The 25,122-nt window shown below is 71.6% G+C and carries 29 protein-coding genes and 1 tRNA gene; 16 read left to right on the forward strand and 14 right to left on the reverse strand.

Annotated features, from left to right (window positions below):
* Position 1: 1 nt before the first annotated feature.
* From GPA10_RS05290 to GPA10_RS05315, 6 genes are read left to right on the forward strand one after another with little or no spacing between them, the layout of a single operon-like run.
* Positions 2-1,219 (forward strand): poly-gamma-glutamate hydrolase family protein, encoded by a 1,218-nt coding sequence (locus GPA10_RS05290; protein ID WP_157164457.1) that lies wholly within the window; start codon positions 2-4, stop codon positions 1,217-1,219.
* A gap of 11 nt (positions 1,220-1,230) precedes the next feature.
* Positions 1,231-1,749, forward strand: coding sequence for a hypothetical protein (locus GPA10_RS05295; protein ID WP_157164458.1), 519 nt, complete (start codon positions 1,231-1,233; stop codon positions 1,747-1,749).
* Between the two features lie 11 nt (positions 1,750-1,760).
* The gene (locus GPA10_RS05300; protein ID WP_157164459.1) at positions 1,761-2,012 is read left to right on the forward strand and encodes a hypothetical protein; all 252 of its coding nucleotides are present in this window, start codon (positions 1,761-1,763) and stop codon (positions 2,010-2,012) included.
* A 43-nt stretch (positions 2,013-2,055) separates the two neighbouring features.
* Complete coding sequence (locus GPA10_RS05305) at positions 2,056-2,967, forward strand: N-acetylmuramoyl-L-alanine amidase (protein ID WP_157164460.1); 912 nt, start codon at positions 2,056-2,058, stop codon at positions 2,965-2,967.
* Between the two features lie 21 nt (positions 2,968-2,988).
* Positions 2,989-3,360 (forward strand): hypothetical protein, encoded by a 372-nt coding sequence (locus tag GPA10_RS05310; RefSeq protein WP_157164461.1) that lies wholly within the window; start codon positions 2,989-2,991, stop codon positions 3,358-3,360.
* Positions 3,361-3,375: 15 nt separating this feature from the next.
* A complete protein-coding gene (locus tag GPA10_RS05315; RefSeq protein ID WP_058847385.1) occupies positions 3,376-3,672 on the forward strand; it encodes a hypothetical protein in 297 nt (98 codons plus the stop codon).
* Positions 3,673-4,386: 714 nt separating this feature from the next.
* Here GPA10_RS05315 and GPA10_RS05325 read toward each other — a convergent pair.
* Together GPA10_RS05325 and GPA10_RS05330 are read right to left on the reverse strand one after the other, a co-directional pair.
* Positions 4,387-4,575: a hypothetical protein gene (locus tag GPA10_RS05325; protein ID WP_157164463.1), complete on the reverse strand. Its 189-nt coding sequence runs from the start codon at positions 4,573-4,575 to the stop codon at positions 4,387-4,389.
* Positions 4,576-4,600: 25 nt separating this feature from the next.
* Positions 4,601-5,293 (reverse strand): HAD family hydrolase, encoded by a 693-nt coding sequence (locus tag GPA10_RS05330; RefSeq protein WP_343040353.1) that lies wholly within the window; start codon positions 5,291-5,293, stop codon positions 4,601-4,603.
* Positions 5,294-5,375: 82 nt separating this feature from the next.
* On the opposite strand from GPA10_RS05330, the gene GPA10_RS05335 reads away from it, so the two are divergent.
* The 5 genes from GPA10_RS05335 to GPA10_RS05355 all read left to right on the forward strand — a co-directional run bounded on the left by GPA10_RS05335 (position 5,376) and on the right by GPA10_RS05355 (position 7,962).
* Positions 5,376-6,578 (forward strand): helix-turn-helix domain-containing protein, encoded by a 1,203-nt coding sequence (locus GPA10_RS05335; RefSeq protein ID WP_157164464.1) that lies wholly within the window; start codon positions 5,376-5,378, stop codon positions 6,576-6,578.
* Positions 6,579-6,684: 106 nt separating this feature from the next.
* Positions 6,685-7,140 carry a hypothetical protein gene (locus tag GPA10_RS05340; protein WP_157164465.1) on the forward strand — a complete coding sequence of 152 codons (456 nt, stop codon included), beginning with the start codon at positions 6,685-6,687 and terminating at the stop codon, positions 7,138-7,140.
* Complete coding sequence (locus tag GPA10_RS05345; protein WP_157164466.1) at positions 7,137-7,340, forward strand: hypothetical protein; 204 nt, start codon at positions 7,137-7,139, stop codon at positions 7,338-7,340. Before GPA10_RS05340 ends, GPA10_RS05345 begins: the two co-directional genes overlap by 4 nt.
* Entirely contained in the window at positions 7,328-7,822 is a 495-nt protein-coding gene (locus GPA10_RS05350; RefSeq protein ID WP_157164467.1) for a hypothetical protein, read from the forward strand. Before GPA10_RS05345 ends, GPA10_RS05350 begins: the two co-directional genes overlap by 13 nt.
* Positions 7,819-7,962 carry a hypothetical protein gene (locus tag GPA10_RS05355; protein ID WP_157164468.1) on the forward strand — a complete coding sequence of 48 codons (144 nt, stop codon included), beginning with the start codon at positions 7,819-7,821 and terminating at the stop codon, positions 7,960-7,962. The genes GPA10_RS05350 and GPA10_RS05355 overlap by 4 nt, the downstream gene beginning before the upstream one ends.
* Positions 7,963-7,966: 4 nt before the next feature.
* On the opposite strand, the gene GPA10_RS42210 is transcribed toward GPA10_RS05355, so the two are convergent.
* Together GPA10_RS42210 and GPA10_RS05365 are read right to left on the reverse strand one after the other, a co-directional pair.
* Complete coding sequence (locus GPA10_RS42210) at positions 7,967-8,200, reverse strand: helix-turn-helix transcriptional regulator (RefSeq protein WP_343040355.1); 234 nt, start codon at positions 8,198-8,200, stop codon at positions 7,967-7,969.
* A 525-nt stretch (positions 8,201-8,725) separates the two neighbouring features.
* A tRNA-Val gene (locus tag GPA10_RS05365) sits at positions 8,726-8,797 on the reverse strand.
* Between the two features lie 362 nt (positions 8,798-9,159).
* On the opposite strand from GPA10_RS05365, the gene GPA10_RS05370 reads away from it, so the two are divergent.
* From GPA10_RS05370 to GPA10_RS05385, 4 genes are all read left to right on the forward strand, one after another.
* Positions 9,160-10,530, forward strand: a complete 1,371-nt coding sequence (locus tag GPA10_RS05370) for a hypothetical protein (protein ID WP_425505669.1) — start codon at positions 9,160-9,162, stop codon at positions 10,528-10,530.
* A 126-nt stretch (positions 10,531-10,656) separates the two neighbouring features.
* Complete coding sequence (locus tag GPA10_RS05375) at positions 10,657-11,274, forward strand: DUF4383 domain-containing protein (protein ID WP_157164470.1); 618 nt, start codon at positions 10,657-10,659, stop codon at positions 11,272-11,274.
* Between the two features lie 33 nt (positions 11,275-11,307).
* On the forward strand, positions 11,308-11,931 hold the full coding sequence (locus GPA10_RS05380; RefSeq protein ID WP_157164471.1) for a bifunctional 4-hydroxy-2-oxoglutarate aldolase/2-dehydro-3-deoxy-phosphogluconate aldolase: 624 nt from the start codon (positions 11,308-11,310) through the stop codon (positions 11,929-11,931).
* Between the two features lie 95 nt (positions 11,932-12,026).
* Positions 12,027-13,055: a sugar kinase gene (locus GPA10_RS05385; protein ID WP_157164628.1), complete on the forward strand. Its 1,029-nt coding sequence runs from the start codon at positions 12,027-12,029 to the stop codon at positions 13,053-13,055.
* Positions 13,056-13,086: 31 nt separating this feature from the next.
* Here GPA10_RS05385 and GPA10_RS05390 read toward each other — a convergent pair whose 3' ends face one another.
* From GPA10_RS05390 to GPA10_RS05405, 4 genes are all read right to left on the reverse strand, one after another.
* Positions 13,087-13,314: an FmdB family zinc ribbon protein gene (locus GPA10_RS05390; protein ID WP_079085943.1), complete on the reverse strand. Its 228-nt coding sequence runs from the start codon at positions 13,312-13,314 to the stop codon at positions 13,087-13,089.
* Positions 13,315-13,517: 203 nt separating this feature from the next.
* Positions 13,518-14,309: an HAD family hydrolase gene (locus tag GPA10_RS05395; protein WP_157164629.1), complete on the reverse strand. Its 792-nt coding sequence runs from the start codon at positions 14,307-14,309 to the stop codon at positions 13,518-13,520.
* Positions 14,310-14,410: 101 nt separating this feature from the next.
* Positions 14,411-16,945: a phosphoribosyltransferase gene (locus GPA10_RS05400; protein ID WP_246258779.1), complete on the reverse strand. Its 2,535-nt coding sequence runs from the start codon at positions 16,943-16,945 to the stop codon at positions 14,411-14,413.
* Between the two features lie 365 nt (positions 16,946-17,310).
* Positions 17,311-18,477 (reverse strand): HpcH/HpaI aldolase/citrate lyase family protein, encoded by a 1,167-nt coding sequence (locus tag GPA10_RS05405; RefSeq protein ID WP_058845853.1) that lies wholly within the window; start codon positions 18,475-18,477, stop codon positions 17,311-17,313.
* 342 nt (positions 18,478-18,819) lie between these two features.
* Between GPA10_RS05405 and GPA10_RS05410 the strand changes: the two genes are divergently transcribed.
* On the forward strand, positions 18,820-19,737 hold the full coding sequence (locus GPA10_RS05410) for a TerD family protein (RefSeq protein ID WP_157164472.1): 918 nt from the start codon (positions 18,820-18,822) through the stop codon (positions 19,735-19,737).
* Between the two features lie 170 nt (positions 19,738-19,907).
* On the opposite strand, the gene GPA10_RS05415 is transcribed toward GPA10_RS05410, so the two are convergent.
* The 6 genes from GPA10_RS05415 to GPA10_RS05440 form a co-directional block, all read right to left on the reverse strand.
* The gene (locus GPA10_RS05415; protein WP_058845855.1) at positions 19,908-20,654 is read right to left on the reverse strand and encodes a TerD family protein; all 747 of its coding nucleotides are present in this window, start codon (positions 20,652-20,654) and stop codon (positions 19,908-19,910) included.
* Positions 20,655-20,883: 229 nt separating this feature from the next.
* A complete protein-coding gene (locus tag GPA10_RS05420; RefSeq protein WP_343040356.1) occupies positions 20,884-22,026 on the reverse strand; it encodes a DUF475 domain-containing protein in 1,143 nt (380 codons plus the stop codon).
* Between the two features lie 135 nt (positions 22,027-22,161).
* Positions 22,162-22,737 (reverse strand): TerD family protein, encoded by a 576-nt coding sequence (locus GPA10_RS05425; protein ID WP_058845857.1) that lies wholly within the window; start codon positions 22,735-22,737, stop codon positions 22,162-22,164.
* A 155-nt stretch (positions 22,738-22,892) separates the two neighbouring features.
* Positions 22,893-23,468: a TerD family protein gene (locus tag GPA10_RS05430; protein ID WP_016642563.1), complete on the reverse strand. Its 576-nt coding sequence runs from the start codon at positions 23,466-23,468 to the stop codon at positions 22,893-22,895.
* Between the two features lie 150 nt (positions 23,469-23,618).
* On the reverse strand, positions 23,619-24,077 hold the full coding sequence (locus GPA10_RS05435; RefSeq protein WP_343040357.1) for a peroxiredoxin: 459 nt from the start codon (positions 24,075-24,077) through the stop codon (positions 23,619-23,621).
* Between the two features lie 275 nt (positions 24,078-24,352).
* On the reverse strand, positions 24,353-24,784 hold the full coding sequence (locus GPA10_RS05440) for a DUF3052 domain-containing protein (RefSeq protein WP_058845858.1): 432 nt from the start codon (positions 24,782-24,784) through the stop codon (positions 24,353-24,355).
* Positions 24,785-25,122: the final 338 nt, after the last annotated feature.

Here is a 25,122-nt window from a genome sequence, read left to right on the forward strand (position 1 = left end):
CATGGGCGACGTCTATGCGAACTACGCGGCGCTGGCGGCGGCGGAGACCGAGGGTGTGAGCTATGAGCGGCGCACGGTGGACGTCACCGGGGCGACGTGGACGTCGATCGCGATCCACGGGGGCGGCATCGAGGCCGGGTCGGGCGAGATGGCCCGGTACGTGGGCGCCGGTCTGATGGATCACTATGAGTTCGCCGGGATCAAGGCCAGCGGTAACACCGACCTCCACATCACCAGCACCAACTTCGACGAGCCCACGTGCCAGGCGCTGGTCGCCGCGTCCATAAGGACCCTGTCCTTCCACGGCTACCAGGGCACCGACGGCGTGGCCGCCACCGCGCTTGGCGGCCTGGACACCGTTCGCCGTGACCGGGTCTCCGACGCGCTCACCGCGGCGGGGTTCACGGTGGTCACTGCGCCGCAGGAGATCAGCGGGTCTGATCCGGCGAACATCTGCAACCTGAACGCCAGCAGTGCGGGCGTGCAGTTGGAGATGTCCCGCCAGCAGCGCATGGACTTTTTCCCGGGCGGCGACACCTCCCGGACGATGCGCGATTCGGGTCAGCGGACGGATGCGTTCTACGCCTACGCCGCCGCGGTCATCTCCGCGTTCGACGGCGAAGCGAAGATCGACCTGGGCAGCGTCAACGTCAGCCGCTGGGCGACGATTGCCTACGGGCAGGCGGACTGCGACATCACCGTGGACATGGCGACGGACGTCCTCGCCACCGGAGGCTCTCACTTCCTGGCGCTCGCCGGCCGGTTCACGGATACGGACAACTGCTACTTGGCCAGGGTGGCGTTCAACACCGATCAGTCGATCACGCTCACCCTGCGGAAACGCGTCAGCGGGACGGAGACGCTCCTGGCGACTGCCTCCACGGATCTGACGCACGCCGCGGGCCGCCAGTTCACTGCTCGTCTACAGATCGTCGGCCGCACCCTGTCCGCGAAGGTGTGGCAGACGGACACCGCCGAGCCGTCGGCGTGGCTGGTCTCCACCACGGACTCGTCTCTGACGGGGCCCGGGTCGGTCGGTATGCGGTCGATCTTGTCGACGACGAACTCGAACACGCTGCCGGTGACGGTGTCGTACGACAGCTTCGCGCAGCTCGGCCCGCAGGTCTTCACCGTGACCCGCTCCGTCAACGAAGTCGCCAAGGCCCACGCCGCAGGCGCTGATGTGCGCCTCGCTTCCCCGACCATCCTCGCCCTGTAAGGAGCCGTGCTGTGCCTGAGGCGTATCCGACACCGCTGGCCGGTCAGCGGCTGACTGCGTCGCTGCTGCGGTCGATGCAGCCGATGACCGTGCGGAAGACCGCGGACGAGTCCCGGTCGGCAACGACGACGCTCGCCACCGACACGCACCTGGTCGTCTCGGTGGAGGCGTCCGCGGTCTACACGATGACCGGCTGGATCAAGTACTTCGCCGACCCGACCCCGGACATCAAGATCTTCTTTTCGACGCCGACGGGGTGCCTGGGCGAGTGGGCGTGGATGATGCCTGGCTCTAGCACCAGCGCTACCGGGACCGCGGGCTACTCGATCCGCACCGAGACCAACGACATCGCGAGCTTCCGGACTGGATACGGCACCAGCGATTCCATCCACTACACCCCGGTATCCGGGCTCTTTCGCGTGGGCTCGACCGCCGGGTCCATCGCGCTCCAGTGGGCGCAGAACACGTCCAGCGCCACCGCGACCACGCTCTACACCGACAGCTGGCTCTCGTACCAGCGGATCGCCTGAGGAGACCTCTCATGCCCTACGTCACCCCTCGCTGCGAAGCCACGCAGTACGACGGCTCCAACAGCATCGATCTCCTCGCCTGGCTCGACGGCACGTACACGGTGCTCAGCGAGTCCGAGACCACCCTCGTCCTCCAGGACGGCGAGGGCACGCGCAAGCGGATCCAGCCCGGTGGCTGGCTGGTGCGGGACGCGAACAGATCGCTGGTCTGGTACGGGACCGCAGCCGCGTACGAGGAGCGGTGGACGGTGGTCTCGCCATGACCCTGCCGCGGATGTTCCCCACCTGCACGACCAAGGAGGCCTGATGGCCACTCCGATGTCCGCTTCCGCCTTCGCCCGAGCGCTCAGAGCCGAGGGCGTCACCGTCGTCGAGGTCGGCGACTGGGAGCACCACAACCGCAACACGAAGGGCCCCTGGGGCCCGGTCCACGGCGTGATGATCCACCACACCGTCACCCAGGGCTCGGCCGCCACCGTCGACATCTGCCGCCGCGGGCACTCCGCGCTGCCGGGCCCGCTGTGCCACGGCGTCATCACGAAGGACGGCCGGGTCCACCTGGTCGGGTACGGCCGCGCGAACCACGCGGGCCTGGGTGACGACGACGTGCTCCGGGCGGTCATCGACGAGCGGCCGCTGCCCGCCGACAACGAGGCCAGCGTCGACGGGAACCGGCACTTCTACGGGTTCGAGTGCGAGAACTGGGGCGACGGCGAGGACCCGTGGCCGGCCGCGCAGCTTATGGCGATCGAGAAGGTGGCGGCGGCGATATGCCGTCATCACGGCTGGTCGGCGCGGTCGGTGGTCGGGCATCTGGAGTGGCAGCCGGGCAAGGTGGATCCGCGGGGGTTCGGCATGGCGTACATGCGGGATCGGATCGCGCATCGTCTGGGTGGTGCGGCGCCGGGGCCGTCGCTTCCGGCGCCGTCGCGGCCGTCGGTGTCGCTGTCGAAGCTGATCAAGGCGGCGAAGACGGACCCGAAGAAGAGCGGGACGCCGGTGTCGTACAAGGGCGTGCGCACCGTGGAGGCCGCGCTGGTCGACGCGGGGTTGCTCGCGAAGCCGCGCGTCGACGGGCATTGGGGGACGGCGACGGTGACGGCGTACGCGAAGTGGCAGAAGCGCTGCGGCTACTCCGGCGCGGGCGCCGACGGGATACCGGGGGCGGAGTCGCTGCGGCGGCTCGGCGCCAAGTACGGCTTCGCGGTTGGCGCGTAGCCCTTCACGAAGGAGAGTCTCATGCGGATCTTCGGCAGAGAGCCGGTGTACATCCTCGCGGTCGTCGCGATCGGGCTGAAGTTGGGCGCGGCGTACGGCCTCGACCTGTCGGCGGAGGAGCAGGGCACCATCATGGCCGTGCTGTCCCTCGCCGTAGCGGTGGGCACAGCGATCGTCCTGAAGACCGGGGCCGCCGGCGCGTCGATCGTGAACCTCGCGCAGGGCCTCCTCGCCCTGTTCCTGGCGTTCGGCTTGGACATGTCCGCCGAGACACAGGCCCTGTGGATGTCGGGTATCGAGGGCGTGGTGGCTCTGCTGCTGCATCGCGAGGTGACGGCGCCCGTGCCTGCTCTTGCGATCGAGCAGAAGAGCCCCCTCGAAGCGCGCGCCTGACGGAGGGGGTGAGCGGTGGCTGACGAGCCGACACTCGGTGAGGTGGTCCGGAGGTTCGAGGACCGCCTCGCCGACGTGCGCGACGACATCCAGCAGCTCGGCCACCGCATCGACACCAAGGTCAGCCAAGAGGTGTACGACCTGCGGCATGAGGCGCTGGCCTCGCGGGTGACGACGCTGGAGACGCTGCGGGAGAAGGACGCTGAACGGATCGTGGCGACGCGTCGGTGGCTGATCGGCGCCGTGGTCGTGCCGCTGGTCGGGATCCTGCTGCCGGTCATCATCCTGCTGACGCGAGGGTCGGGGTCATGACGCGCGGGCAGATCCGGGCGGAGGAGCGGCGGTGGCGCCGCGGCGACGTGTTCGCGGTGGTCGGTGCCATCGTGCTGGGCGCCGTGATCGCGTGGATCGTGCTGACGGTGCAGGCCTTGACGGATGACCTGCGCACAGCGAACGAGGTCAGGGATGCCCTGGCCAGGCAGGTGCAGGGACTTGGAGAGAAACCGATCGGCGGGCCGCCGGGGAGCCGAGGGGAACCGGGCCGCAGCGTGACCGGGCCGCGGGGGCCGCGTGGTCCCGCAGGCGAGCCTGGAGATCCGGGCCCGTCCGGCAGCCCGGGCCGGAGCGGAGCGGCGGGGAAGGCTGGCGCCGCGGGCCGGGGGGGCGAGGACGGTCCGGCCGGGGAGGCGGGCCAGAGCGGGGAGGCCGGCGCGCCGGGGGCAGCGGGCGCGAACGGGGCGGACGGCGCGGACGGCGTCGCGGGTCCGCCGGGGCCGCAGGGCGAGCCGGGGCCCGCGGGCCCGGCGGGATCGCAGGGCGAGCAGGGGCCGCGCGGTGAGCAGGGGCCCGCGGGCGAGCCTGGTCGGGAGGGGCAGGCCTGCCCGGAGGGGTACAGCCTCCAGGCGCCGGCCGGGGATCCGGATGCGCTGGTGTGCCGCAGGGACGGTGCTCCGGATCCGGGTGAGGGTGAGCCTCCGCCGCAGGCTGCGGCTCTGGATCCGGCGCGTCGGCAGTACTGATCGGCGTTCAGGCGGCGATGACGATCTGTGCGGCGCGGGTGGCTGCGATCCATTCGACGAGCAGGTGCTCGTATCTGGCGCGCTGTTCGTGGGTGAGTCCGATGCGGGGGTCTCGGGTGTGCCAGAGTGCGCGGATGTCCTCGTTCACGGCCGCAGCAGGCCGCACGGGGCCAGGGGGCGGGGAGTTGGGGGACATGAGGCAAGCGTAGAGGTCAGCACTGTCACCCCGCCACGCCACCGGTTCGGGCGCACGAGATGGCAGCGAAGGCCTTCTCAGTGTCTGCCAGGCCTTCCAGTACCGTGTCGGCGCCGGAGCCCCGCAGTTCGGTCGCCGAGGTGCGGCCCGTCGCCACGGCGACCACCCGGACTCCGGCACCCAGGCCGCCCTCGACGTCCGCGGGCGTGTCCCCGAGGAAGGCTGCCTTGTCAGGCCGGGTAGCGGAACGGGCCAGGGCAGCCCGCAGCAACTCGGGGCGCTCCTCCCCGTCCTCGGCGTACGCTCCATCCTCAAGTCGCAGGTAGCCGTCGAGGCCGAAGACTGCGAGCTTGACCTCTGCGGCCGCGCGGACGTTGCCCGTCACTACGGTCTGGCGTACGCCCTTGTCCGCGAGACGGGCAAGGACGGCGGCGGCGCCCGGCAAGGCGTGCCCCCGCTCGCGCAGTTCGGCGGCTCGCCGGACGTGTACCGCGCCAAGGGCCGCGGCAAAGGACTCGAACAGCTCATCGCTGTACGTGATGTCGTGGAGGCGCGCGGTCTCTCTCAGAATGACCCGCTCTGTCGAGCCGGTAACGGATGCCTGCTCTCGCATCTCGATGCCCGTCACCTCGTGGAATGCCTGCGCCCACAGCTCACGCCCGAGGCCCCGCGTCGCCATCAGCGTATGGTCGATGTCCCACAGCACCAGCTCCGGCACGGCGTCCCCTCTCTCGGTGGATTCCCGTGTCCCCCTGTAGCGGGCACCCTACGCTCAGGAGCAGCGAGCAAGGAGTGGGCAGATGGTTGCAGCGGACCTCCCCATCGGGGACCGGATCAGGCACTACCGCGGCGAACGTCGGCAGGACGCGGTCGCTGGACTGGTGGGGATCTCGCCGGACTACCTGTCCCAGATCGAGCGGGGTCTTAAGGTGCCGTCGCTGCCGATCCTGTACGCCCTCGCGCAGGAACTGGGAGTGCCTACCGCAGCGCTGCTCTCTGAACGGCCTCCTCCTGCGGAGGAGACGACCGAGAGCCCGGAGGCCGCGGTGGGGCGCGCGCTCCTCGGCTACGGGCCCGCGCGCAGCGCCACCCCCGTGACGGCAGGCGTACTGAGGGACCGGGTGGAGGCCGCGTGGCACAGCTGGCAGACCAGCGGTGACCGGTTCAGCGCAGCGGCGGCGACGCTGCCCGAGCTGGTCGCAGACGTGGAACACGCGGTCCGCGCGACGCGTGGTGGCTCCGATGCAGCTGAGCGACGCGCTGTCTTGCGTACCGCTGCCGATCTGTATTGCCTGCTCCGCTCTTACCTGCGGCGCACAGGACGCGTCGACCTGGCGACTCTCGCGGCTGACCGCGCCGTGCGGGCCGCGGAGGACGCTGACGATCCCCTGCGCATCGCTACGGCGCAGTGGAACTTGGGGCATGTGCTCTTGGCTGCCAACCAGCCTGCTGAAGCAGAGGAGCTTGCGCTACGGGCGGCCGAGCGAGTCGGCTCCGCGCGGCTGCCGGAGGTAGAGCGCAACGCGATGGAGGGGGCGCTGCAACTGGTTGCCGTGCTCGGGTCGGCCCGCCGACGGCGTTGGAAGGAAGCGAGGGAGCGACTCGTTCAGCACGCTGCGCCGGCGGCTCGTCTGGTGCCAGAAGGCAGCAATATCGGCTGGACGGTCTTCGGCCCGACGAACGTCGCTCTGCACGCCCTGTCCATTGAGATGGAAGCGGGCGAGACCGGTGATGCGCTGAACACGGCGGACGCCATCGACACGAGCCCTCTGGTCTCGTTGGAACGCGAGTTCACCTTCGGCCTGGAAGTGGCGGCCTGCCACAGCCAGAGGCGAGACGATGCCTCTGCGCTCCTTTCTCTGCTCGGTCTGGAAGGAATTGCTCCAGAGGATCTGGCGAGGAATCCGCTTGCTCGGCAGCTGGTGCTGACGGTGATCCGTCGGGCTCGGGCGATGCATGCGCGGCAGGCCGAGCAGCTCGCCATCCGGATCGGTCTCGTGTAGCTGGCGAGCTTGTGGTTCGGCCGAGCTGTCAGTTCGGTTGGGGCCGGGAGAAAGTGCCTACGGTCGCTGATGTGAGGCAGATCACCACGACCGTGAGGGTGTCCCGATGAGCGACAGACAGCTGATCACAGAGTGGCTGGCGCGGACCGACCCCAACCCCGGCGCGGTCTACCGAGCGTGGAACAAGGACAGCGTCGCCCTGCTCCCGCTCGGCCGCAGCTTCGACGCCGTCCGCGTCCCCTGCGAGCGCATGCATGCCGCCGTGGGCAGCGACGACCCGCAGATAGTCGCTGCCGCACTCCTCACCTGGCTCGACGGCCCGGTCATCCGGGATCTCCGCAGCAGCATGGGCCCGTACTACGTCCTCATCCCACCGGACGCCCCGTGGGACGGCGCGGAAGAGTGCCTCGGCAACGACACCTACCTCGGCGTCCCTCGCCCCGGGGTGCTGTCGCTGCACGCACACTGGGTCGTCCTCCCTTCCTCTCCTGGTCACCTGTGCGAGCCCGCGCGCCTCGCCGCGCTGCTGGCAACCGCCGAACCGCTGGCGGTCGAGTCATGAGCGCCACGACGGCGGAGCTGAACGCGGCAGCGACGCGGGTCTACGCGACGTACATGGACCACCTCGGCGCCTGCACCCCCTGCCAGCAGATGGACCACTGCCCGAAGGGGACCCGCCTGCGCCTCTCCTGGAAGCGAGTCCAGGGCGCCGCCATCCGGGCCCGCCTGAACCGCCGGGGAGGCGCCCCGTGCGGGACGTGAGCATGGCCATCCGCATCTGCGTCGCCCCCGGGGTGTGCTCCCTCACCCCCGAGCAGAACGCCGGCACCGTCTGCGTGTGGTGCCCCGCGGCACTGCTGCCCGGCGAGGGCATCGACTTGGGCGGCTCCGGCCCCTGGCTGCCCCACGCCTGCCCCGCCTGCTACCACGCGCAGACCGCGGCCCTGGCGACGTACTACGACTGGATCGAACACCATCAACAGTGCGAGCCCTGCCGTACCGCCCCGTGCGAGCAGTCCCTCGCGCTACGGCACGCCGCCATGCGGGCCCGGGAGGAAGCCGGGCGCCCTCCGCCCCTCTGCGCGTCGTGCCTGGAGGCCATCGGACCGGGCGAGGGGTGCATACCGCTGGTCTGGGACGGGAACGGCAGGCCGGTGCTGTCGATCCTGCACACCGGGCCGTGCGCGTACCCGCGGCGCGGATACTCCGTCCACCTGCCCCCGCCCGCCGGAGTCGACTGGTGAGCCAAGGTGCACCGGTCTGCTGGGACTGCGACCAGCCGATCCGGCCGGGCGAGCCGGTGATCGTCACGGCGAAGGACTCGCCGTCCGCGGGCGGGGCCCGGGTGGTGCTGCATGCGGGGCACTGTCCGGTGGAGGAGTAGGCCGTCAGCGGACGAGATCAGCGAGCGGCACGTCGAGGGCATCGGCGATCAGCAGCAGGTCGATGAGCGTGGGCACGCTCGTCGCCGCCTCGTAGCGGTGGACCGTCTTGTGGTCGCGGCCGATGCGCTCGCCGAGGGCGACTTGCGAGAGATGGGCGCTGCGGCGGGCTGCGCGGATACGCCCCCCGATCTCCCGGCGGCGGGTCGGCACCCAGTCGGGGAGAGGATCGAGCGGCACCCGCTCACGTTCTGACGATCAAGGCCGCATGTCTTTACCTGGCCAGGTAAATTTGTCGATCTTCAATGAGGGAACCCGAAAGCTGCCGCTCCTTGCCGGGCTGAGCGGCACAGGAGCGGTCGGCGGGCGTACGTGTCTCCGCCTTTCGGCCGTCAGGCGCTAAGACTCGGTCAAGGCGCCGCCGCCCCGGGGGCGTTCGCTCCCGGGGCGGTCTACGTTGAACGTCAGAAGGCCCCCATCGATTTGTGCGATGGGGGCCTCCGCCTGCTCGGGCCGGCCTCCCCGCCGGGCGCCGTGCAGGTCTACGAGAGGCGTGTCTCAGGCACGCTTGGGGAGACGGCCTGCCCCTCTCGTGCTCGCCACTCTACGTGCGCCGTGCAGGCAGTCCAGTCCTCCGTATGAGTGAGAACTGTGAGCATGATCGTCTGGGGATGTGGCCTCGATGTGGCCTCGCGCATGAGATCGGCCCCCCATCCGATCTTGGATGGGGGGCCGATCATGCCGCTCAACTGCACGGCCTCACTGTGGGCGCGGACGGTTTCGAACCGCCGACATCTGCCTTGTAAGGGCAGCGCTCTACCCCTGAGCTACGCGCCCGGAATGTTCCGACAGCCTACCCTGCCCGTGGGCCGGGGCCGCAAACCGTGTGCGGAGGCGGAAGCGGGCCCCGGCAGCGCGGGGACTGCGTGTCCGACGTACGGGTCACCCGGTGGTGGCCGGTCACCGTCCATCTTCCACGTGACCTCGGTGCTGCCGCCGATGACGGCCCGCCCGTCGACGGCAGCGGACAGCAGGGCCGGGGGCGGACGTCTCACCGTGCGCAGCGCGAACTGACCGGCCCGTGTGTTCGTCCTTCACCGGTGGGAGAATGACATCGGGCAGGGCGACAGCACGGGAGAGGGACAGTGACGGCGACACCTCCGCGGCCGCGCACAAGGGACAGATGGACGTCGTCGGCGGTGGCCGCGGGGGCCGAAGCGGGTGACCGTGCGGGTACCGCCCGCTCAGGCGGGATCCTCGCGCTCGCGTTGCTCCCCCTGCACCTGCTCCCCCTTCTCACCACGGTCCTCCCCGCCGCCTTCACCGGCGGCGGCACCCGGCGCTGGTTCGGTGGCCGCGGTGAGAACGTGCGCGCCGAGGCGCAGGCCGCCAAGGACGCCGCCGCTGCCGCGTTCTACGAACTGGACAGCGCGCAGCGCGACCTGCGGATCTCCATCGAGACCATCGCCGCCGTCGACTCCTCGCCCGCCGCGCGCAAGGCGGCCGGCGACTTCGAGGCGTTCGGGCGGCGCATCGACGAGGTGAGCCATCAGTACATCACCGCCGTCGACGCGCACGACCTGGACCGCGACGACCTGGAGGCGTCCGCAGCCGCCCGCGCCCGTACCGAACTGACGCAGGCCAAGGACGCCCTCGGTACCACCAAGCGGGACCTCGACCGGTTCACGCAGGACCTCGCGCCGCTGCTCGACAAGGCCGAGACCCAACTCGCGCGCCTCGCCCCGGCCGTGGAGCGTGCCCGGCAGACCCTGCTCGCCGCGACCACCGCGCTCGACGCGGTCCGCGCCGCCGGGCTCAAGGCCGACGACCTGGCCGGACGGCTCGCCGCGCTCGCGCCCGAGCTGACCAAGCTCAACCAGGGCGCGGGGCAGCACGGCGTCCCCGACACCCTGCACCGCGCGGACCGCGTCGTACGGGACGCCGAAGCGGTCCGGGCCGAGGCCGAGCGGCTGCCGGAGCGCGCCCGCGACATCGACCGGCGGCTCGTGTCCCTGCGTACGCGCGCGCAGGCCCTGACCACGCGCAGCGAGCAGGTGCAGCCGATCCTCAGCGAGTTGCGGCGGCGCTTCACCGCCGCCTGCTGGCAGGACCTCCAGCGGGTGCCCGAGCAGGCCGCCCAGAGCGTGCGGCAGGCCGAGACCAAGCTGACGGAGGCCCAGCGCGCCCGCGACGACCAGCGCTGGCCGGACGCCACGGCGCTCCTGTCGACCGTGCGGGCCTTGCTGAACTCCACCGACGAGGCCGTGTCCGCCGCCGGTGACCGGCTGCACCGCCTCAACGCCGTCGCCAAGGACCCGCAGGCGGAGATCGAACGCACCCGGTTCGCCGTCCGCGACGCCCAGCGCCTGGCCATGGCGGGCCGCCAGAAGCCCGACCCGCGCCACGCCCGCCCCCTCGACGACTCCGTGGCCCGCCTCGACCGCGCCGTCGCCGCCCTGGACGGCCGCCACCCCGACTACTGGCACTTCCTGACCGAGACGGAGGCCGTCCGCACCACCGTCGCGCGGGTCGTCGCGCAGATCCGGGAGGAGCGGGGGCAGGGCGCCTGAACCCCGGGCTCCGGGGACGGCTGGGCTGGCGGGCCGGGAACGGCTGGGCTGGCGGGGCGGGTGCTGCGGGCGGATCCTGTGAAGAGGTACGTCGTACGGGCCTCCGCACGCTCTGAGGAGGCGGTCATGGCCACGCACACGCTTCGCTCCCGCTCCCGGTCCCGATCCCGGTCCGGTTCTCGTTCTCCCTCCGGCCCGCCCTCCGGCTCGCACCCGTTCAGGAACCGCAGGCGGCGCGTCACCCTCGACGAGCATCTGCCCGTCGACCACCGGCTCAGCCGGTTCTACCGCTTCGGCGCCGGTCTCATGGGCCTCGTCCTGCTCGCCTTCGGCATCCTCGGGCTGATCGACAAGGTCGGCTTCTTCGACACCGGCGGCGACACCGTCGCCGGACTGAACACCAACGGGGCGCTGAGCGTCCTCTCGGTCTGCGCCGGGCTGCTGCTCCTCGTCGGCATGGTGATCGGCGGGAACTTCGCCTCGACGCTCAACATGGTGCTCGGCATCGTGTTCATCGTCAGCGGCTTCGTCAATCTCGCCCTCCTCGACGGCGGCTTCAACTTCCTGGCCTTCCGAATCCAGAACGTGCTGTTCAGCTTTGTCGTCGGGGTGATGCTGATGTTCTTCGGGATGTACGGGCGGGTCAGCGCGACGCTGCCGCACGACAATCCGTACTGGAGGGCGCGGCACCCGGAGCACTCCGACCGCGCTGTCGGGGCCGTCGGGGGCGACCGGGTCGGCTGAGGGCCCCTCGGCACGCTGTGCGAGCCTGGGGGCATGGTCGACTTCACGACAGCCCTGCGGGCGCGGCGGCTCGTCGCCATCGTGCGCGGCTCGGACGCGGAGGCGTCGTTCCGTACGGTGATGGCGCTGGTCGAATCCGGGGTGCCCCTGGTCGAGGTGTCGCTGAGCGGCGCCGACGCGCTCGGTGTGCTGCGCCGGGCGCGGGCGGAACTCGGCACGGACGCGTGGCTCGGCGCGGGCACCGTCCTCACGGCGGCCGACGCGGCACGCGCCGCCGACGCGGGCGCGAACCTGATCGTGACGCCGGGGCTCGGCCCCGGCGTCGAGCACGCCCTCGCCGCCGGTCTGCCCGTCCTCGCGGGCGTGCTCACCCCGACCGACGTGATCGCGGCGGAGGCCGCGGGGGCCACCGCCCTGAAGGTGTTCCCGGCGTCCGCCGTGGGCGGCCCCGGCTATCTGAAAGCGCTCCTCGGTCCGTTCCCGGGCCGTCCTTTCGTCCCCGTCGGCGGCGTGGACGCGGCCGCCGCGGCGGAGTACCTGGAGCTGGGCGCGGTCGCGGTGGGCGTCGGCTCGCCCCTCGTCGGGGACGCGGCGGACGGCGGGGACCTGGGTGCGCTGCGGCAGCGGGCGGGGCGGTTCGTGACGGTGTGCGAGTGAGCGCCCCCGGGCGGGCGGGCTCTCCCGGGCGGGCGGGCTCTCCCGGGCGCATCGTCCCCGTAGGCGCCGCCGATGTCCTCACGTTCGGTGAGACCATGGTCGCGCTGCGCGGTGACGGGCCCCTGAAGCTCGGCGGGACGATGGCGGTGTCCGTCGCGGGCGCCGAGTCGAACGTGGCGATCGGGCTCGCCCGGCTCGGTCACACCGTCCGCTGGGCGGGGGCCGTCGGCGACGACGAGGCCGGTGAGCTGGTGCTGCGCACGCTGCGGGCGGAAGGCGTGGACGTACGGGACGCGGGCCGTGACCCGGGTGCGCCGACCGGCCTGCTGCTCTTCGAGCCGCGGCTGCCCGAGGTGACGCGGGTGCACTACTACCGTGCGGGCTCGGCCGGTTCGCGGCTCGGCACGGACGCCGTCGAGCGGGCCTTCGCCGCGGCGCCGCCGCCGCGGGTGCTGCATCTGACCGGGGTCACCCCGGCGCTCGGGGCCGGCGCACGGGCGGCGTGCGCGCGTGCCCTCGAGCTGGCCCGGGAGCACTCCGTACGGGTCTGCGTCGACGTCAACTTCCGCTCCCGGCTGTGGAGCCGGGAGGACGCGGCGGCCGTGCTGCGCGACTGGGCCTCGTACACCGACGTGCTGATCGCGTCCGACGACGAGTTGCCGCTGTGCCTTCCCGTCGATCTCGGCGAGCGCGGCGAGCGCGGCGAGCGCGGCGGCCCGGCCGGTCGCGCCGGTCGCGGGGATCAGGCCGGTCGCGGCGACCAGGCCGGTAATGGCGACCGCTCCGGCGCGCAGATCGCGGATCAGGCAGCGGGCCTGCTCAATCTCGGTGTACGAGAGGTCGTCGTGAAGCTCGGCGCGCGCGGGGCCACCGCGTACACCGGTGAGGGCGAACTCCACCGGCCCGCGCGGACGGTGCGCGCCGTCGACGCGGTGGGCGCCGGGGACGCGTTCGTCGCCGGATATCTCTCCGCGCTCCTGGACGGCGCGGACGTGGCAGGCCGGCTGGAACGCGCGGTCACCACCGGGGCGTTCGCGGTGGCCTCCCGGGGGGACTGGGAGGGGGCGCCCACCCGGGCGGAGTTGGGGATGCTGGGAGCGGGGGACGGGGCCGTGCTCCGGTAACCCCGCTCCCCCGGCGGCCAGTGGCGGCGCGTCAGCCGCAGCAGCCTCCGCCGCAGCAGCCGCCTCCGCCGCCACCGGCCGCCGGGGCGGCGGCGCGTGCCGGGGTTGCCGCCGTGCCCGCGACCGCCACGGTCGAGAGCAGCTTCACCGTGTCCTCGTGGCCGGAGGGGCAGGTTGCCGGGGCGGCGGACTCCGCCATGGGGCGGCTCAGCTCGAAGGTGGTGCCGCAGGGGCGGCAGCGGTACTCGTATCTGGGCATGGGGACAGGGTACGGGGGCTCGGTGGCCGGAGACCGGCGAGTGGGCGTACACGGGGGTTGTGGGTTGCCGGGGGGGGGGAGGGGGCGGGGTTGCCCGGCGCCGCGGGGTCCGCCCCTGTGCCCGCCCGTTCCGCCCCCTGGGCGGACCAGCCGCCCACAGGGGCGCGGGGACGGCCGCCCACAGGGGCGGGGGAACGAGCGGTCTACGGGGTAAGGAAGCCGCGCAGGATCTGTTCCCCTGCGGCGACCCCCCGTTCCGGTACCACCGTGAGTCCCGGCGTCGACCACCCCGTGTCGGCGAGCTCGCCGTGGGACGGCCGCCAGGCGCGGTCGGCCGCGGTGAGGAGGTCCGCGTCGAGGAGGGAGTCCCCGGCGGCGAACACCTCGTCGGCCTCCGCGCGCCGCGCGATCTCCCGCATGGCCGCGCTCTTGGTCAGGGGCCGCGGCACCGCGTAGATCTTGCGCCCCTGGAGGGAGACGGTCCAGCCGCGCTCGACGGCCCACTCCCCCAGTTCCTTGACGTAGCCGGCGGGCAGCAGCGAGCGGTCCACGACCAGGTAGGCGAAGAGGTCCTCGGCGACCCGCTCCTTGAGGAGCCAGGCGGGGTCGGCGGTGCGCAGCAGATGGGCGCGGACCTCGTCGAGAGGGGCGCACTCGGCGGCCAGGCGCCGCCCGACGGCCGCGCGCCACACCGGGTCCGACTCGCCGTCGACGAGCAGGTGCCCGCCGTTGGCGCAGATCGCGAACCGCGGTACCGGTCCTGGCAGGTGGACGCGGTGGTACTGCTCGCGGGTGCGGGTCGTCGTGGGTACGAAGACGGCGCGCTCCGCCAGCTCCACCAGGAGCGCGGCGGCGGCCTCGGTGACGTACGACAGCGGCTTGCCCTCGTACACCTCGACGCACAGCAGCCGCGGCGCCTCCGCGTCGGGCACGGTCAGGCCGAGCGCGGCGGCGGAGTAGATGAGGGTGCGGTCCAGATCGCTGGCGACGAGCAGGCGGAAAGGGCCGGGCGGGCCGGGACGCCGGGAAGGGCCGGGAGGGCCAGGACGGCGGGAAGGGCCGGGACGGCGGGAACGCGGCCCCGGGGGCGTGGCGCTCACGCGGACGTCACCGCCCTGCCGTCCGCGCCCGTGGCGCCCCGCGTGTACCGGGGGTGGATCAACCCCATGCAGGTGTACGGGAGTTCGGCGACCTCCTCGACCGGCACCCCGCGCTGCTCGGCGAGCAGCCGTACGTGGTCGAGGTCGGCGCCCGCGCCCGCGCGGGCCAGGACCTTCCACGGGACGCGGCGCAGGAGCACGCGCGTGGTCTCGCCGACGCCGGGCTTGACCAGGTTCACGTCGTGGATGCCGTACTCCTCGCTGATCCGCTCCACGGCTGCCCAGCCCTCCCAGGTCGGGGCGCGGTCCGCGGCGAGCACCTCCTTGACCTGCGCGGCCACGGCGTCGGCGACCTCGTCGAAGCGGGCGGCGACGGCGTCGACGAAGACACCGGAGACATCCGTGTCCGCGAGGTCGCGGTAGAACTTCGCGCCGTGGAAGTCGTCGGGCCCGACGAGGTCGGCGCGCAGCACCGTACGCGAGATCAGGCCGGACACCGTGGAGTTCAGGCACGCGGACGGGATGAGGAAGTCCTCGCGGGTGCCGTAGGTGCGGACGCAGGAGCCGGGGTCGGCGAGCACGGCCATCCCGGGGTCGAATCCCGCGGCGCCGCCCGCCGCCTCGAACTCCTCGATCGCGGCGGCCAGTTCGCGGGTGATGGCGCCCTTGCCGGTCCAGCCGTCGACGAATACCACGTCGGCCGGGTCGTGGTGGGCGGCCAGCCAGCGCAGCGCGTTGGCGTCGATGCCGCGGCCGCGCACGATCGACACGGCGTAGTGCGGCAGGTCCAGGCCGAGGCGCTCCTTGGCCCAGCGGCGCATCAGGACGCCGACGGGGGTGCCCGCGCGGGCGAGGGACACCAGGACCGGCCGGGGCGACCGCTCGGCGACGACGGTCTCGGTGACCGTGCCGACGGCCTGCGCGATACGGGCCGCGGAGGTGTCGAGCGCGGACCGGAACAGCTCCTGGTACTGCGGGCTCGGCTGGTACTCCACCGGCAGCGACTCGGCGTAGTGCGCGCCGCCGCTCTGGATGGCCTCCTCGCGCTCCTCGGTGGGCGCCTCCAGGGTGACGTCCGAGAGGTCCTGGAGCAGCCAGCCGACGTCGTCGGGCGCGTACGAGGAGAAGGCGGGGCCGCGGAGGGGGTCGGGCAGCAAGGAGGCTTCCTGATCTTGAGAGGCGTGCGGAGGGGTCTCGGCGAAGGTGTTCGCGGGGATGTCAGGCGTCACGTACGCGGGGGCATCCGGCGTCGCGTGCGCGGGAACGTCCGGCGCCGCGCACGCCGGGACATCCGGCGTCGCGCACGCGGGAGCGTCAGGCGTCGCGCACGCGGGGACGTACGACGGGACGACCGCGAGCAGTACGTGGCCGGTGTGCGCGGCGAGCTGTGCCGCCAGGCCGTCGGGCGCGTGCAGCGCGGGCGTGTCCGCGGTGGAGTCGACCACCGCGACGACCGCGTCGAAGCCGCCGCCCGCCACGTTGTACGCGAACCGCGGCCCCGGCCCGTCGGCGGGGTCGTCGTGCGCGGGGAAGACGAGGCGGGTGCGGATGGCGTACCCGGGGTCGTCCACGGCGAGGACGGGCGAGCGGGTGGTCGTGGAGTACCGCACATCGGTGTCCGTGCCACCGAGGCGCTCCTCCAGGGCGGTGCCGAGGGCGAGCGGCGCGTACATCAGCTCCTCGAAGCCGAGGACGAGGACGCGGCGCGCGCCCGGCGGCAGCGCGGCGGCGACCCGCTCGGCCATGCCCGGCAGCGCCGCGTCCAGGCGCTGCCGGTGCGCGGGCGTGAAGCCGTGCCGTCCGCCGTCGGGCACGCCCGCGGGCCAGCCGAGGTCGACGCGGGTGACGGGCGCCCGCTCGCCGCGCGGCGCGGGCACCGGCGCGCCGGGCGCTGCCGCTGCCGCCGCCTCGTGCTCCGCGACCAGCGCCTGCCCCTTCTCCAGGACGTCGTCGGGCAGCCGCACCGTGCCGGAGGCGAGCGCGACCAGGTCGACGCGGGCGCCCAGCTCGCGCGCGAAGGCGTCTAGGCGGTCCCGGTCGCCGGGGGTGCGCATGTCGACCAGGGCGACGATCACGTACCGCCGCCGGGGGAAGCGGGCGTGCAGGGCGCGGATGGTGTTCAGGACCGTGTTGCCGGTGGAGAACTCGTCGTCGACGAGGACCAGCGCGCCGTCCCCGGCGAGCAGCCGGGGGTCCTCGGGGAGCAGCAGATGGGACGTGGCGTGCGAGTGGGACTCCTCGAAGCCGCCCGCGCGCTCGACGCCGTCGACTGGGCGGCGGGTGGAGTGCAGGTAGGGGGCGAGGGCGAGGCCGTCGGCGACGCTGTGGCCGAGGCCGGTCGCGGTCTCCGCGTAGCCGAGGACGACGGCGCGGGCCGCGTCGCGCTCTCCGAGGAGGGCGCGTACGCGGGCCCCGAGGTCGTACCCGGAGCGCCAGATCACCGACGGGTGCTGCGGCACGTGCTTGCCGAGGACATTGGACACGAGCAGGTGCGCCCGCTTGGGATTGCGGCGCAGGGCCAGCCCGAGCAAGTCCTTGAGCCGACCGCCCCCAGGACCACCGTCCCCGGCACGGTCGGCACGGTCGCCGCCAGGCCCGGCACCGTCACGCCCGGCACCGTGACTCGCGGCACCGTCACCCCCCGCGCCGCCGCTCCCTGCGCCGTTCTCGACCGGTTCAACCGGTTCAACCAGTTCAACCGGTTCAACCGGTTCGACCAGTTCGACCCCGAGCCGCTCCGCGACCCACGTACCCGACCACACCACGTCGTCCGTCTTCCTCACCGTCCGGATAGCACTGCTGTCGCGGGCGCCGCCGCGCGTGCGGGCGCCACCAGGGCCGCCGTGCCCGTCACCGCCCACGGGGGCGCCCCCGTGGGCGCCCCGCGCCCCGCCGCTCACGCGGGCACCCCCGCGCTGAGCAGCTCCACGAAGCCCACGTCCTCCCGCGCGACGCCGAAGACCTCGGCGCGGCGCAGGGTCCGCTCCGCCCAGGCGCGGTGCGGCTTCACCTCGTTCATCTTGTTCGTGTACGCGGAGCGCAGCACACCGCCCCCGTCCTGCTCGGGGCGGAGGATGTCCTGGGCGTCGCCGAACTCCTCGTGACTGACGACCGACAGGGCGTGCACGGGCAGGACGTGCGAGGGGTGGATGCAGGTCTTGCCGAGCAGGCCGTTGGCCCGGTCCAGCTCGATCTCGCGCAGCAGGCCGTCCAGGTCGTGCTCGATGAGGGCCTGGCGCAGCTCCTCGGCGCGCACCTGGAGGAAGGGGCTCTGCCGCAGCTGCGGCTTGAACATCCGCTCCTGGACGCGGAAGTACTCCCACACGGGCCCGGTCACGGTGAAGCCGGTGCCGTCGGCCCGGCCGAGGTGGTTGACGACGTCGGCGATGACGGACGCCACGATCTGCACGTCGTAGGCCGTCATGTGCGGCGGCCTGCGCAGCCCGTACGCGGAGCAGAAGTCGGTGACGCCGAGCCGCAGCGCGAGCACCCGGTCGCGGTACTTGTCGACGGTGCGGGCGATCCCCGCGAGCGTCTCCGCGCGGCTCTCCAGATACAGGAGCTGCGGCGACTCCAGGACCGGCATCGCGAAGAGCCGCCGCCCACTGGCCGCCTCGGCCGCCGCGAGGGACTCCAGGAACGGAACGCCCCGCTCCTCGGTGAACTTCGGCAGTACGAATCCGGACAGCAGCCGGATCGCGGGGCCGAGCCTGCGCACCAGGTCAGGGATCTGCTCGGGGTTCCGGACCCGGATGAAGAGCAGCGGCGGATCGGCGTCGGGGCGCCCGGCGAGTTCGATGAAGTGCCGGACGAGGTTCTCCTCGGCGGCCACGACGTCCTCGTCGCCGATCGAGTCCTCCAGGCAGACGACCATCGAGATCACGCCACGGCCGGACTGCTTGAGGATGTCGTCGGCGAGGCGCGGGCGGGTGGCCGGGCTGTAGAGCGTGGCACCGAGAGCCGCCGCGAGGAGCTGCGGCGGGGAGTCCGCGGTGAAGGCACACGGCTCCCGGTGGAAGAGGCGCTGACGCACCTCTGGGGCTATGTGCCCGAAATGACGCATGGGTTTCCTCTGAGATTCTCCTGATATCGCCTGTATCGCCCGTACCGTCGTCGCGATCCGAATGATGTGGCCGGTAATAGTACGTAGGAGCGGGTGTCCGGGGTTCCCTCCGGGCATGAAATTCAGGTAACCCGGCCAAGTCGCACACGTCGGCCCCACAGCGGCACGGGCAGGTGTCATAGGCCGGTGGAGGGGCAGGACGGGGACAAGACGGGCACGTGTCCGAAAGTTGTCGTCCGGGTGCGGGGCCCGTGCCCGGACGCCCGGGACACGGGCCGCCGACCGGTGGGAGGTGCGGCCCCCGCGTTGTCGGGGTCCGCACAAGGAAGGCAGGATGACCGCATGACGCACGCGATGTTGAAGGGGTCGAACGTCCCGCTCGAAGCCGCCACCGTCCGCGCGGTCCTGCGCTGGGCGCCGCGCCAGGACTCCCCCGACGTCGACGCCTCGGCGCTGCTGCTCGGCACCGACGGCCGGGTGCGCTACGACGAGGACTTCGTCTTCTACAACCAGCCGCGCCACCCCTCCGGGAAGGTCTGGCGGCTCGGCAAGAAGCGGGTCGCCGAGGGCCTGACGGACACCGTGCAGGCCGACCTCGCGGGCCTGGACCCGGCGGTCGGCCGCGTCCTGCTCGTGGCCTCCGCGGACGGCAAGCCGTTCAAGCAGGTCGACGCGTTGCGGATTCTGCTGTACGACGCCTCGCCGAGCGTGCCCGCGGGGGCCGAGCCGTTCGCCTACTTCGACATCACTCCCGAGACCGGTGACGAGACCGCGCTGATCTGCGGGGAGCTGTACCGCCGCGGCGAGGGCTGGAAGTTCCGGGCGCTCGGCGAGGGGTACTCCAACGGCCTGGTGGGCCTCGCCACGGACTTCGGGATCAGAGTCGACGAGTCGGAGTCGGTGACCGAGCCGACCGCCGACGCCTCGCTGCCGCAGACGCAGCACCTGGGGACGACGGGCGGCTCCGCCCCGCTGCCGCCGGCCCAGCCGCCGGCGCCCGCACCGGCGCACACCCAGCCGCCCGCGCCCTACCCCGCCGCTCCGCCGTCCGCGCCGCAGCCGATGCCGCAGCCCGCGTACGGCTACCCGCCCGAGCCGCCGCGCTATCCGGCACCGCAGCCGTCCTACGGCTACCCGCAGCCGGCGCCCACGCAGCCGCCCGTCCCCGCCTACGGCTACCCGCACCCGGTGGCACCGCCGCCCGTGCCCGACCCGAACTTCCGGCTGCCTCCGCAGGGACCGCAGTTCCTGCCGCGCTGACCGGACCGGCTGGAATGGCCGGACCGAACGGACCGAACGGACCGGCCAGACCGAACGGACCGGCCAGAATGACCGGAATGGGCGGAATGGCCTGGCCGACCGATCCGTGCGGGAGTCGGACGCGGGAGTCGGACACCCGCCCGCGTCCGGCGCCCACGCGGGGCCGCGGTTCAGCCGCCGCCCACCTTGCTCTTGTAGCCCCTGCCCCACTGCAGGCCCCAGCCGTACAGCCGGTCCAGCTCGGCCTGAAAGCCGTACACGTACCGGACCTCGCGGCGCACGATCAGTTCGTCCTTGACGTTCTCCAGCGACAGGACGGCGCAGGAGCGGGCCTGCGGGGCGCGCTCCTCCAGGTCGATCTCGATCCGGGGGCCGTTGCTCGGATAGAGCGTCACCTTCGCGTGGGTGCGGTCGAAGGCCGGTGTCTGGTCGTAGATGTAGACGAACACCAGGAGCCGTTTGATCGACTCGCGCTGGTCGAGATTGACGTAGATCGTCTCGCCGGAGCCCGAGCCGAACCGGTCGTCGCCGCTGCCCTTGACGTACGGCGGCGAGTTGAGGCTGCCGAAGAAGTGCCCGAGGGGCTGCACCACGCCCTTGCTGCCGTCGGTCAGCTCGTACAGGCAGCCCAGGTCGAGGTCGACGTTGACCATGCTCTGCGTGTGCGCCTGCACCGGTTCGGGCTGGAACAGCTTCAGCGGATGCCGCAGCAGGCTGCCGCCCCCGCGCTTCTTGCCGATGAGGTCGGACGTGCGCATCTGCCACGTCAGCGTGACGCGCAGATTGCCGGTGGCCGCTCCCTGCTTGGTGAGCGAGACCGCCGGATTGCGCTTGGTCAGTTCGATGGAGTTGGTCGCGGCGCTGCCCGACGCGAATTCCATCGCACGCCTCGGCCGCAGACCGTCCCAGAAGGACATGCCACCCCCAGAGTGAAGCCCCGTGTCAGTTGTGCGTACGCCGCGGGGCGGCCCGAGGTCAGGTCCTCAACTGCCGCCCCGCACAGAAGCGTTCCTCGCCCGAGCCGGTGCCACACGTCCGGACGGCGAAGTCGGCTCACCGTATGCCAGGGCGTGGACGCCGACGGCGGCACCCCCGGGGTGGGGGACGCCGCCGTCGTACTGCTCCAGGGCCGGTGGTGACGGCCGGCTAGACGCCGGACGAGACCTCCGCCTTCTCGTCCGAGCCCGCGCCCTCCTCGGCCGCGAGCCGCTTGTTGCGGCGCACGGACGACCAGAAGGAGAAGCCGATGAGGAGGACACCGATCGAGCCGGTGATGAACTCGTTGATCTCGTACTGGATGGTGACGAGCAGGATCGCGGCGAGCGCGCCGATGGCGTAGTGCGCGCCGTGCTCCAGGTAGACGTAGTCGTCGAGGGTGCCCTCGCGGACCAGATAGACCGTGAGGGACCGGACGTACATGGCGCCGATGCCGAGGCCGAGCGCCATCAGGACGATGTCGTTGGTGATGGCGAAGGCGCCGATGACACCGTCGAAGGAGAAGGACGCGTCCAGGACCTCCAGGTAGAGGAACATGAAGAACGCGGCCTTGCCGGAGAGCGCGATGGCCGAGACGGACTTGCCCTCCTTCTTGGCCTTCTCCTCCTCCTCGTGCTCGCGCTCCTCCTCTTCCTCCAGCTTGTCCTCGAAGAAGCCGGAGAGGCCACCCACGATGAGATAGGTGACCAGGCCCGCGAGTCCTGAGATGAGGACCGTCTCCGCCTTGTCGGCATGGGTGCCGCCGTGCTGATGCGCGTGCTTGGCGAACGTCATCGAGGAGACGAGCAGCACGATGAGCGCGATGCACACCGAGAGCATGTCGACCTTGCCGAGCTTGGCGAGGGGACGCTCCAGCCAGCCGAGCCACTTGATGTCCCGGTCCTCGAAGATGAAGTCCAGGAAGATCATCAGCAGGAACATGCCACCGAAGGCGGCGATGGACGGGTGCGCGTCGGTGACCAGCTGCTGGTACTTGTCCTTGTCGTTGAGCGCGAGCCGGACCGCTTCGATCGGGCCCATCTTGGCGCTGACAGCGACGATCACGACCGGGAAGACCAGGCGCATGCCGAAGACGGCGATGAGGATGCCGATGGTGAGGAAGATCTTCTGCCAGAAGGCATTCATCTTCTTCAGGATTCCGGCGTTGACCACCGCGTTGTCGAAGGACAGCGAGATCTCCATGATGGACAGGATCGCCACGAGTCCGAGCGCCGCCCACCCCCCGAAGAGCACCGCTGCGACCAGGCCGAGCGCAGTGACTGCGAACGACCAGCCGAAGGTTTTCAGTACCACTGGCTACCCAATCGTATGTGTACGGGTCTCCCCCGCGCCGTCCCCGGTGCTACGTCCTCCGGGGGACGCCCCCGGCCTTCCCAGTCGGCTGTCGGGCAAAACCGTCAGCCGTTTGGGGAAGCCGGGGAGAGTCCTTTAAGAAACATTGACTCCGAAGTCTAGAGCGATGCCGCGCAGGCCGGACGCGTACCCCTGCCCGACGGCGCGGAACTTCCATTCGCCGCCGTAGCGATACACCTCTCCGAAGATCATCGCGGTCTCCGTGGACGCGTCCTCGCTGAGGTCGTAGCGGGCGAGTTCCTGGCCGTCCGCCTGGTTCACCACGCGGATGAAGGCATTGCTGACCTGGCCGAACGTCTGTCCGCGGTTGTCCGCCTCATGGATGGAGACCGGGAAGACGATCTTGTCGCAGTGGGCCGGGACCTTGGTGAGGTCGAGGATCAGCGACTCGTCGTCGCCGTCACCCTCACCGGTGAGGTTGTCGCCGGTGTGCTCCACGGAGCCGTCCGGGCTCGTCAGGTTGTTGTAGAACACGAACCACTCGTCCCCGAGGACCCGGCCCGACTGGCACAGCAGGGCACTGGCGTCGAGGTCGAACGGGGCTCCGGTGGTGGAGCGAGCGTCCCAGCCGAGGCCGACCGTCACCTTCGTGAGATCGGGTGCGGCCTTGGACAGGGAGACGTTGCCCCCCTTGGCGAGCGTCACGCCCATGATGCTGGTCCTCCCCGAGGTGCTGGCGTTTGCCGCGCCGTGCCCCGGCGGTGCGCCGGGGCACGGCGGTCGTGCGGTGCCGAGCGCGTCCGGCGCCGCACTTGACGTGTGCGGCGCCGGACGGCACGGATGCTGCGGTCGTGGAGCTGAACGGCTCAGACGTTGACGCCGAAGTCCTGCGCGATGCCGCGCAGACCCGAGGCATACCCCTGGCCGACGGCGCGGAACTTCCACTCCGCGCCGTGGCGGTACAGCTCGCCGAAGACCATGGCCGTCTCCGTGGACGCGTCCTCGGAGAGGTCGTACCGGGCGAGCTCGGCCTCGCCTGCCTGGTTCACCACGCGGATGAAGGCGTTGCGGACCTGGCCGAAGGACTGCTGGCGGTTCTCGGCGTCATAGATCGAGACCGGGAAGACGATCTTCTCGATGTCCGCGGGGACCGCCGCGAGGTTGACCTTGATCTGCTCGTCGTCGCCCTCGCCCTCACCGGTGATGTTGTCGCCGGTGTGCTCCACGGAGCCGTCGGGGCTCTTCAGGTTGTTGAAGAACACGAAGTTGGCGTCACTGCTGACCTTGCCCTCCGCGTTCGTCAGGATGGCGCTGGCGTCAAGGTCGAAGTCCGTGCCGGTGGTCGTACGGACGTCCCAGCCGAGGCCGACCGTGACGGCGGTCAGGCCGGGCGCTTCCTTGCTCAGCGATACGTTGCCGCCCTTGCTGAGGCTGACTCCCACGAGTCCTCCCAAATAGTGTCCAGGGGCGGGGAGCCCCAGTCGTGCTTGCCATCGGATCAACGTGTGGATCCTAGTGACCGGTTCCCGGCACCCACAGGCTCCGCACCTGAAGAATCACCGGGTGTCGCCCCTAAGGGGCCGTCCCGGCCGTCACAGGGTCCCGAGCGCCTTCACGTACTCGTCGAGGTCACGCGCGTCGGGGAGGCCGTTGACGACGCTCCAGCGGACGACGCCGTCCTTGTCGATGATGAAGGTGCCGCGCACCGCGCAGCCCTTCTCCTCGTCGAAGACGCCGTACGCCCGGGAGGTCTCGCCGTGCGGCCAGAAGTCGGACAGGAGCGGGTACTCGAGGCCCTCCTGCTCGGCGAAGACGCGCAGCGTGTGGATGGAGTCGTTCGAGACGGCGAGCAGCTGGGTGTCGTCGTTCACGAACTTCGGCAGTTCGTCGCGCAGGGCGCACAGCTCGCCCGTGCAGACACCGGTGAACGCGAACGGGTAGAAGAGCAGCACCACGTTCTTCTGCCCGTGGAAGTCCGCCAGCCGCACCGTGCGGCCGTGGTTGTCCTTCAGCTCGAACTCCGGAGCCTTGACGCCGACCTCGATCGCCACGAGGACCCACATCCCTTCGCATAGGCCATTGGGGTGCCCAGCGTACGGGGGCTGCGGGTGGCCTCGCGGGGCGCCCCGGTCCTGTCGGCGCTCCGCGCCTCGTCCTCGATCGCCGGACGGGCTGGATACCCACCGGCGCGGCCGGATCTCAGCCCGTCCGGCGTTTGAGGACGAGCGCGCAAGCGCGACAGAACGCCAGCCCCCACGCACGTGAGGCCCCCGACGGGCAGAACCGTCAGAGGCCTCAGGGAAAGCGGCAGCGGGCCTACGGCCAGCTACCGCTTCTTGGCGGCGCCCTTGGGCGTGCTCAGCCGCGAGCCGTTCCAGTCCTTGCCCGCGTTGATGCTCTTGGTCTGGGACAGACCGGCCGTGGTGGAGGCCTCACCGATCTCGCTGGGCTCGACGTAGCCGTCGCGCCCGGTCTTCGGTGTGAGGAGGAGGATCGAGCCGCCTTCTTCCATGTACGCGATGGCATCCACCAGCGCATCAGTCAGGTCCCCGTCGTCCTCACGGAACCAGAGCACCACGGCATCAGCCACGTCGTCGTATTCCTCGTCGACGAGCTCCGTGCCGGTGGCCTGCTCGATGGCCTCGCGGAGCTCCTGGTCGACGTCGTCGTCGTAGCCGATCTCCTGGACCACCATGTCGGGCTGGAAACCCAGCCTTACGGCAAGGTTCGTCTCCGCGTGGTCCGCGGTCGCGCTCACGGATTGCCTCCTGATCGTGTTCTTGGGAATGCCTGGCAGCCTCGCGCGTACGCGGGGCATGGGTCGTAGTCCACACGGGCGGGACGGATCGCGCAAGTACCCGGCCGTCGAGACCGCCGAAACGGTGACGTTCCCAACCGTGTCACCGCAACTGTCGCCGCTTCCGGAGCGGTGTCCTGCACGGGCCGGGCGGCTCCGCCGGGCCGCTGGGCGGGATGGGCGTATCGTTGCGATTTGGTCGAGCGTACCCCAGGGACGGCCGCCGGTGTCCCTGTTACCCCGGGGTAGAGATGACGTATCCATCAGTGGGGTAGACGATGGTGAACGTCCGTACGGAC

The organism is Streptomyces typhae, from assembly GCF_009755605.1.
In the GTDB taxonomy this organism is placed as follows: domain Bacteria; phylum Actinomycetota; class Actinomycetes; order Streptomycetales; family Streptomycetaceae; genus Streptomyces; species Streptomyces typhae.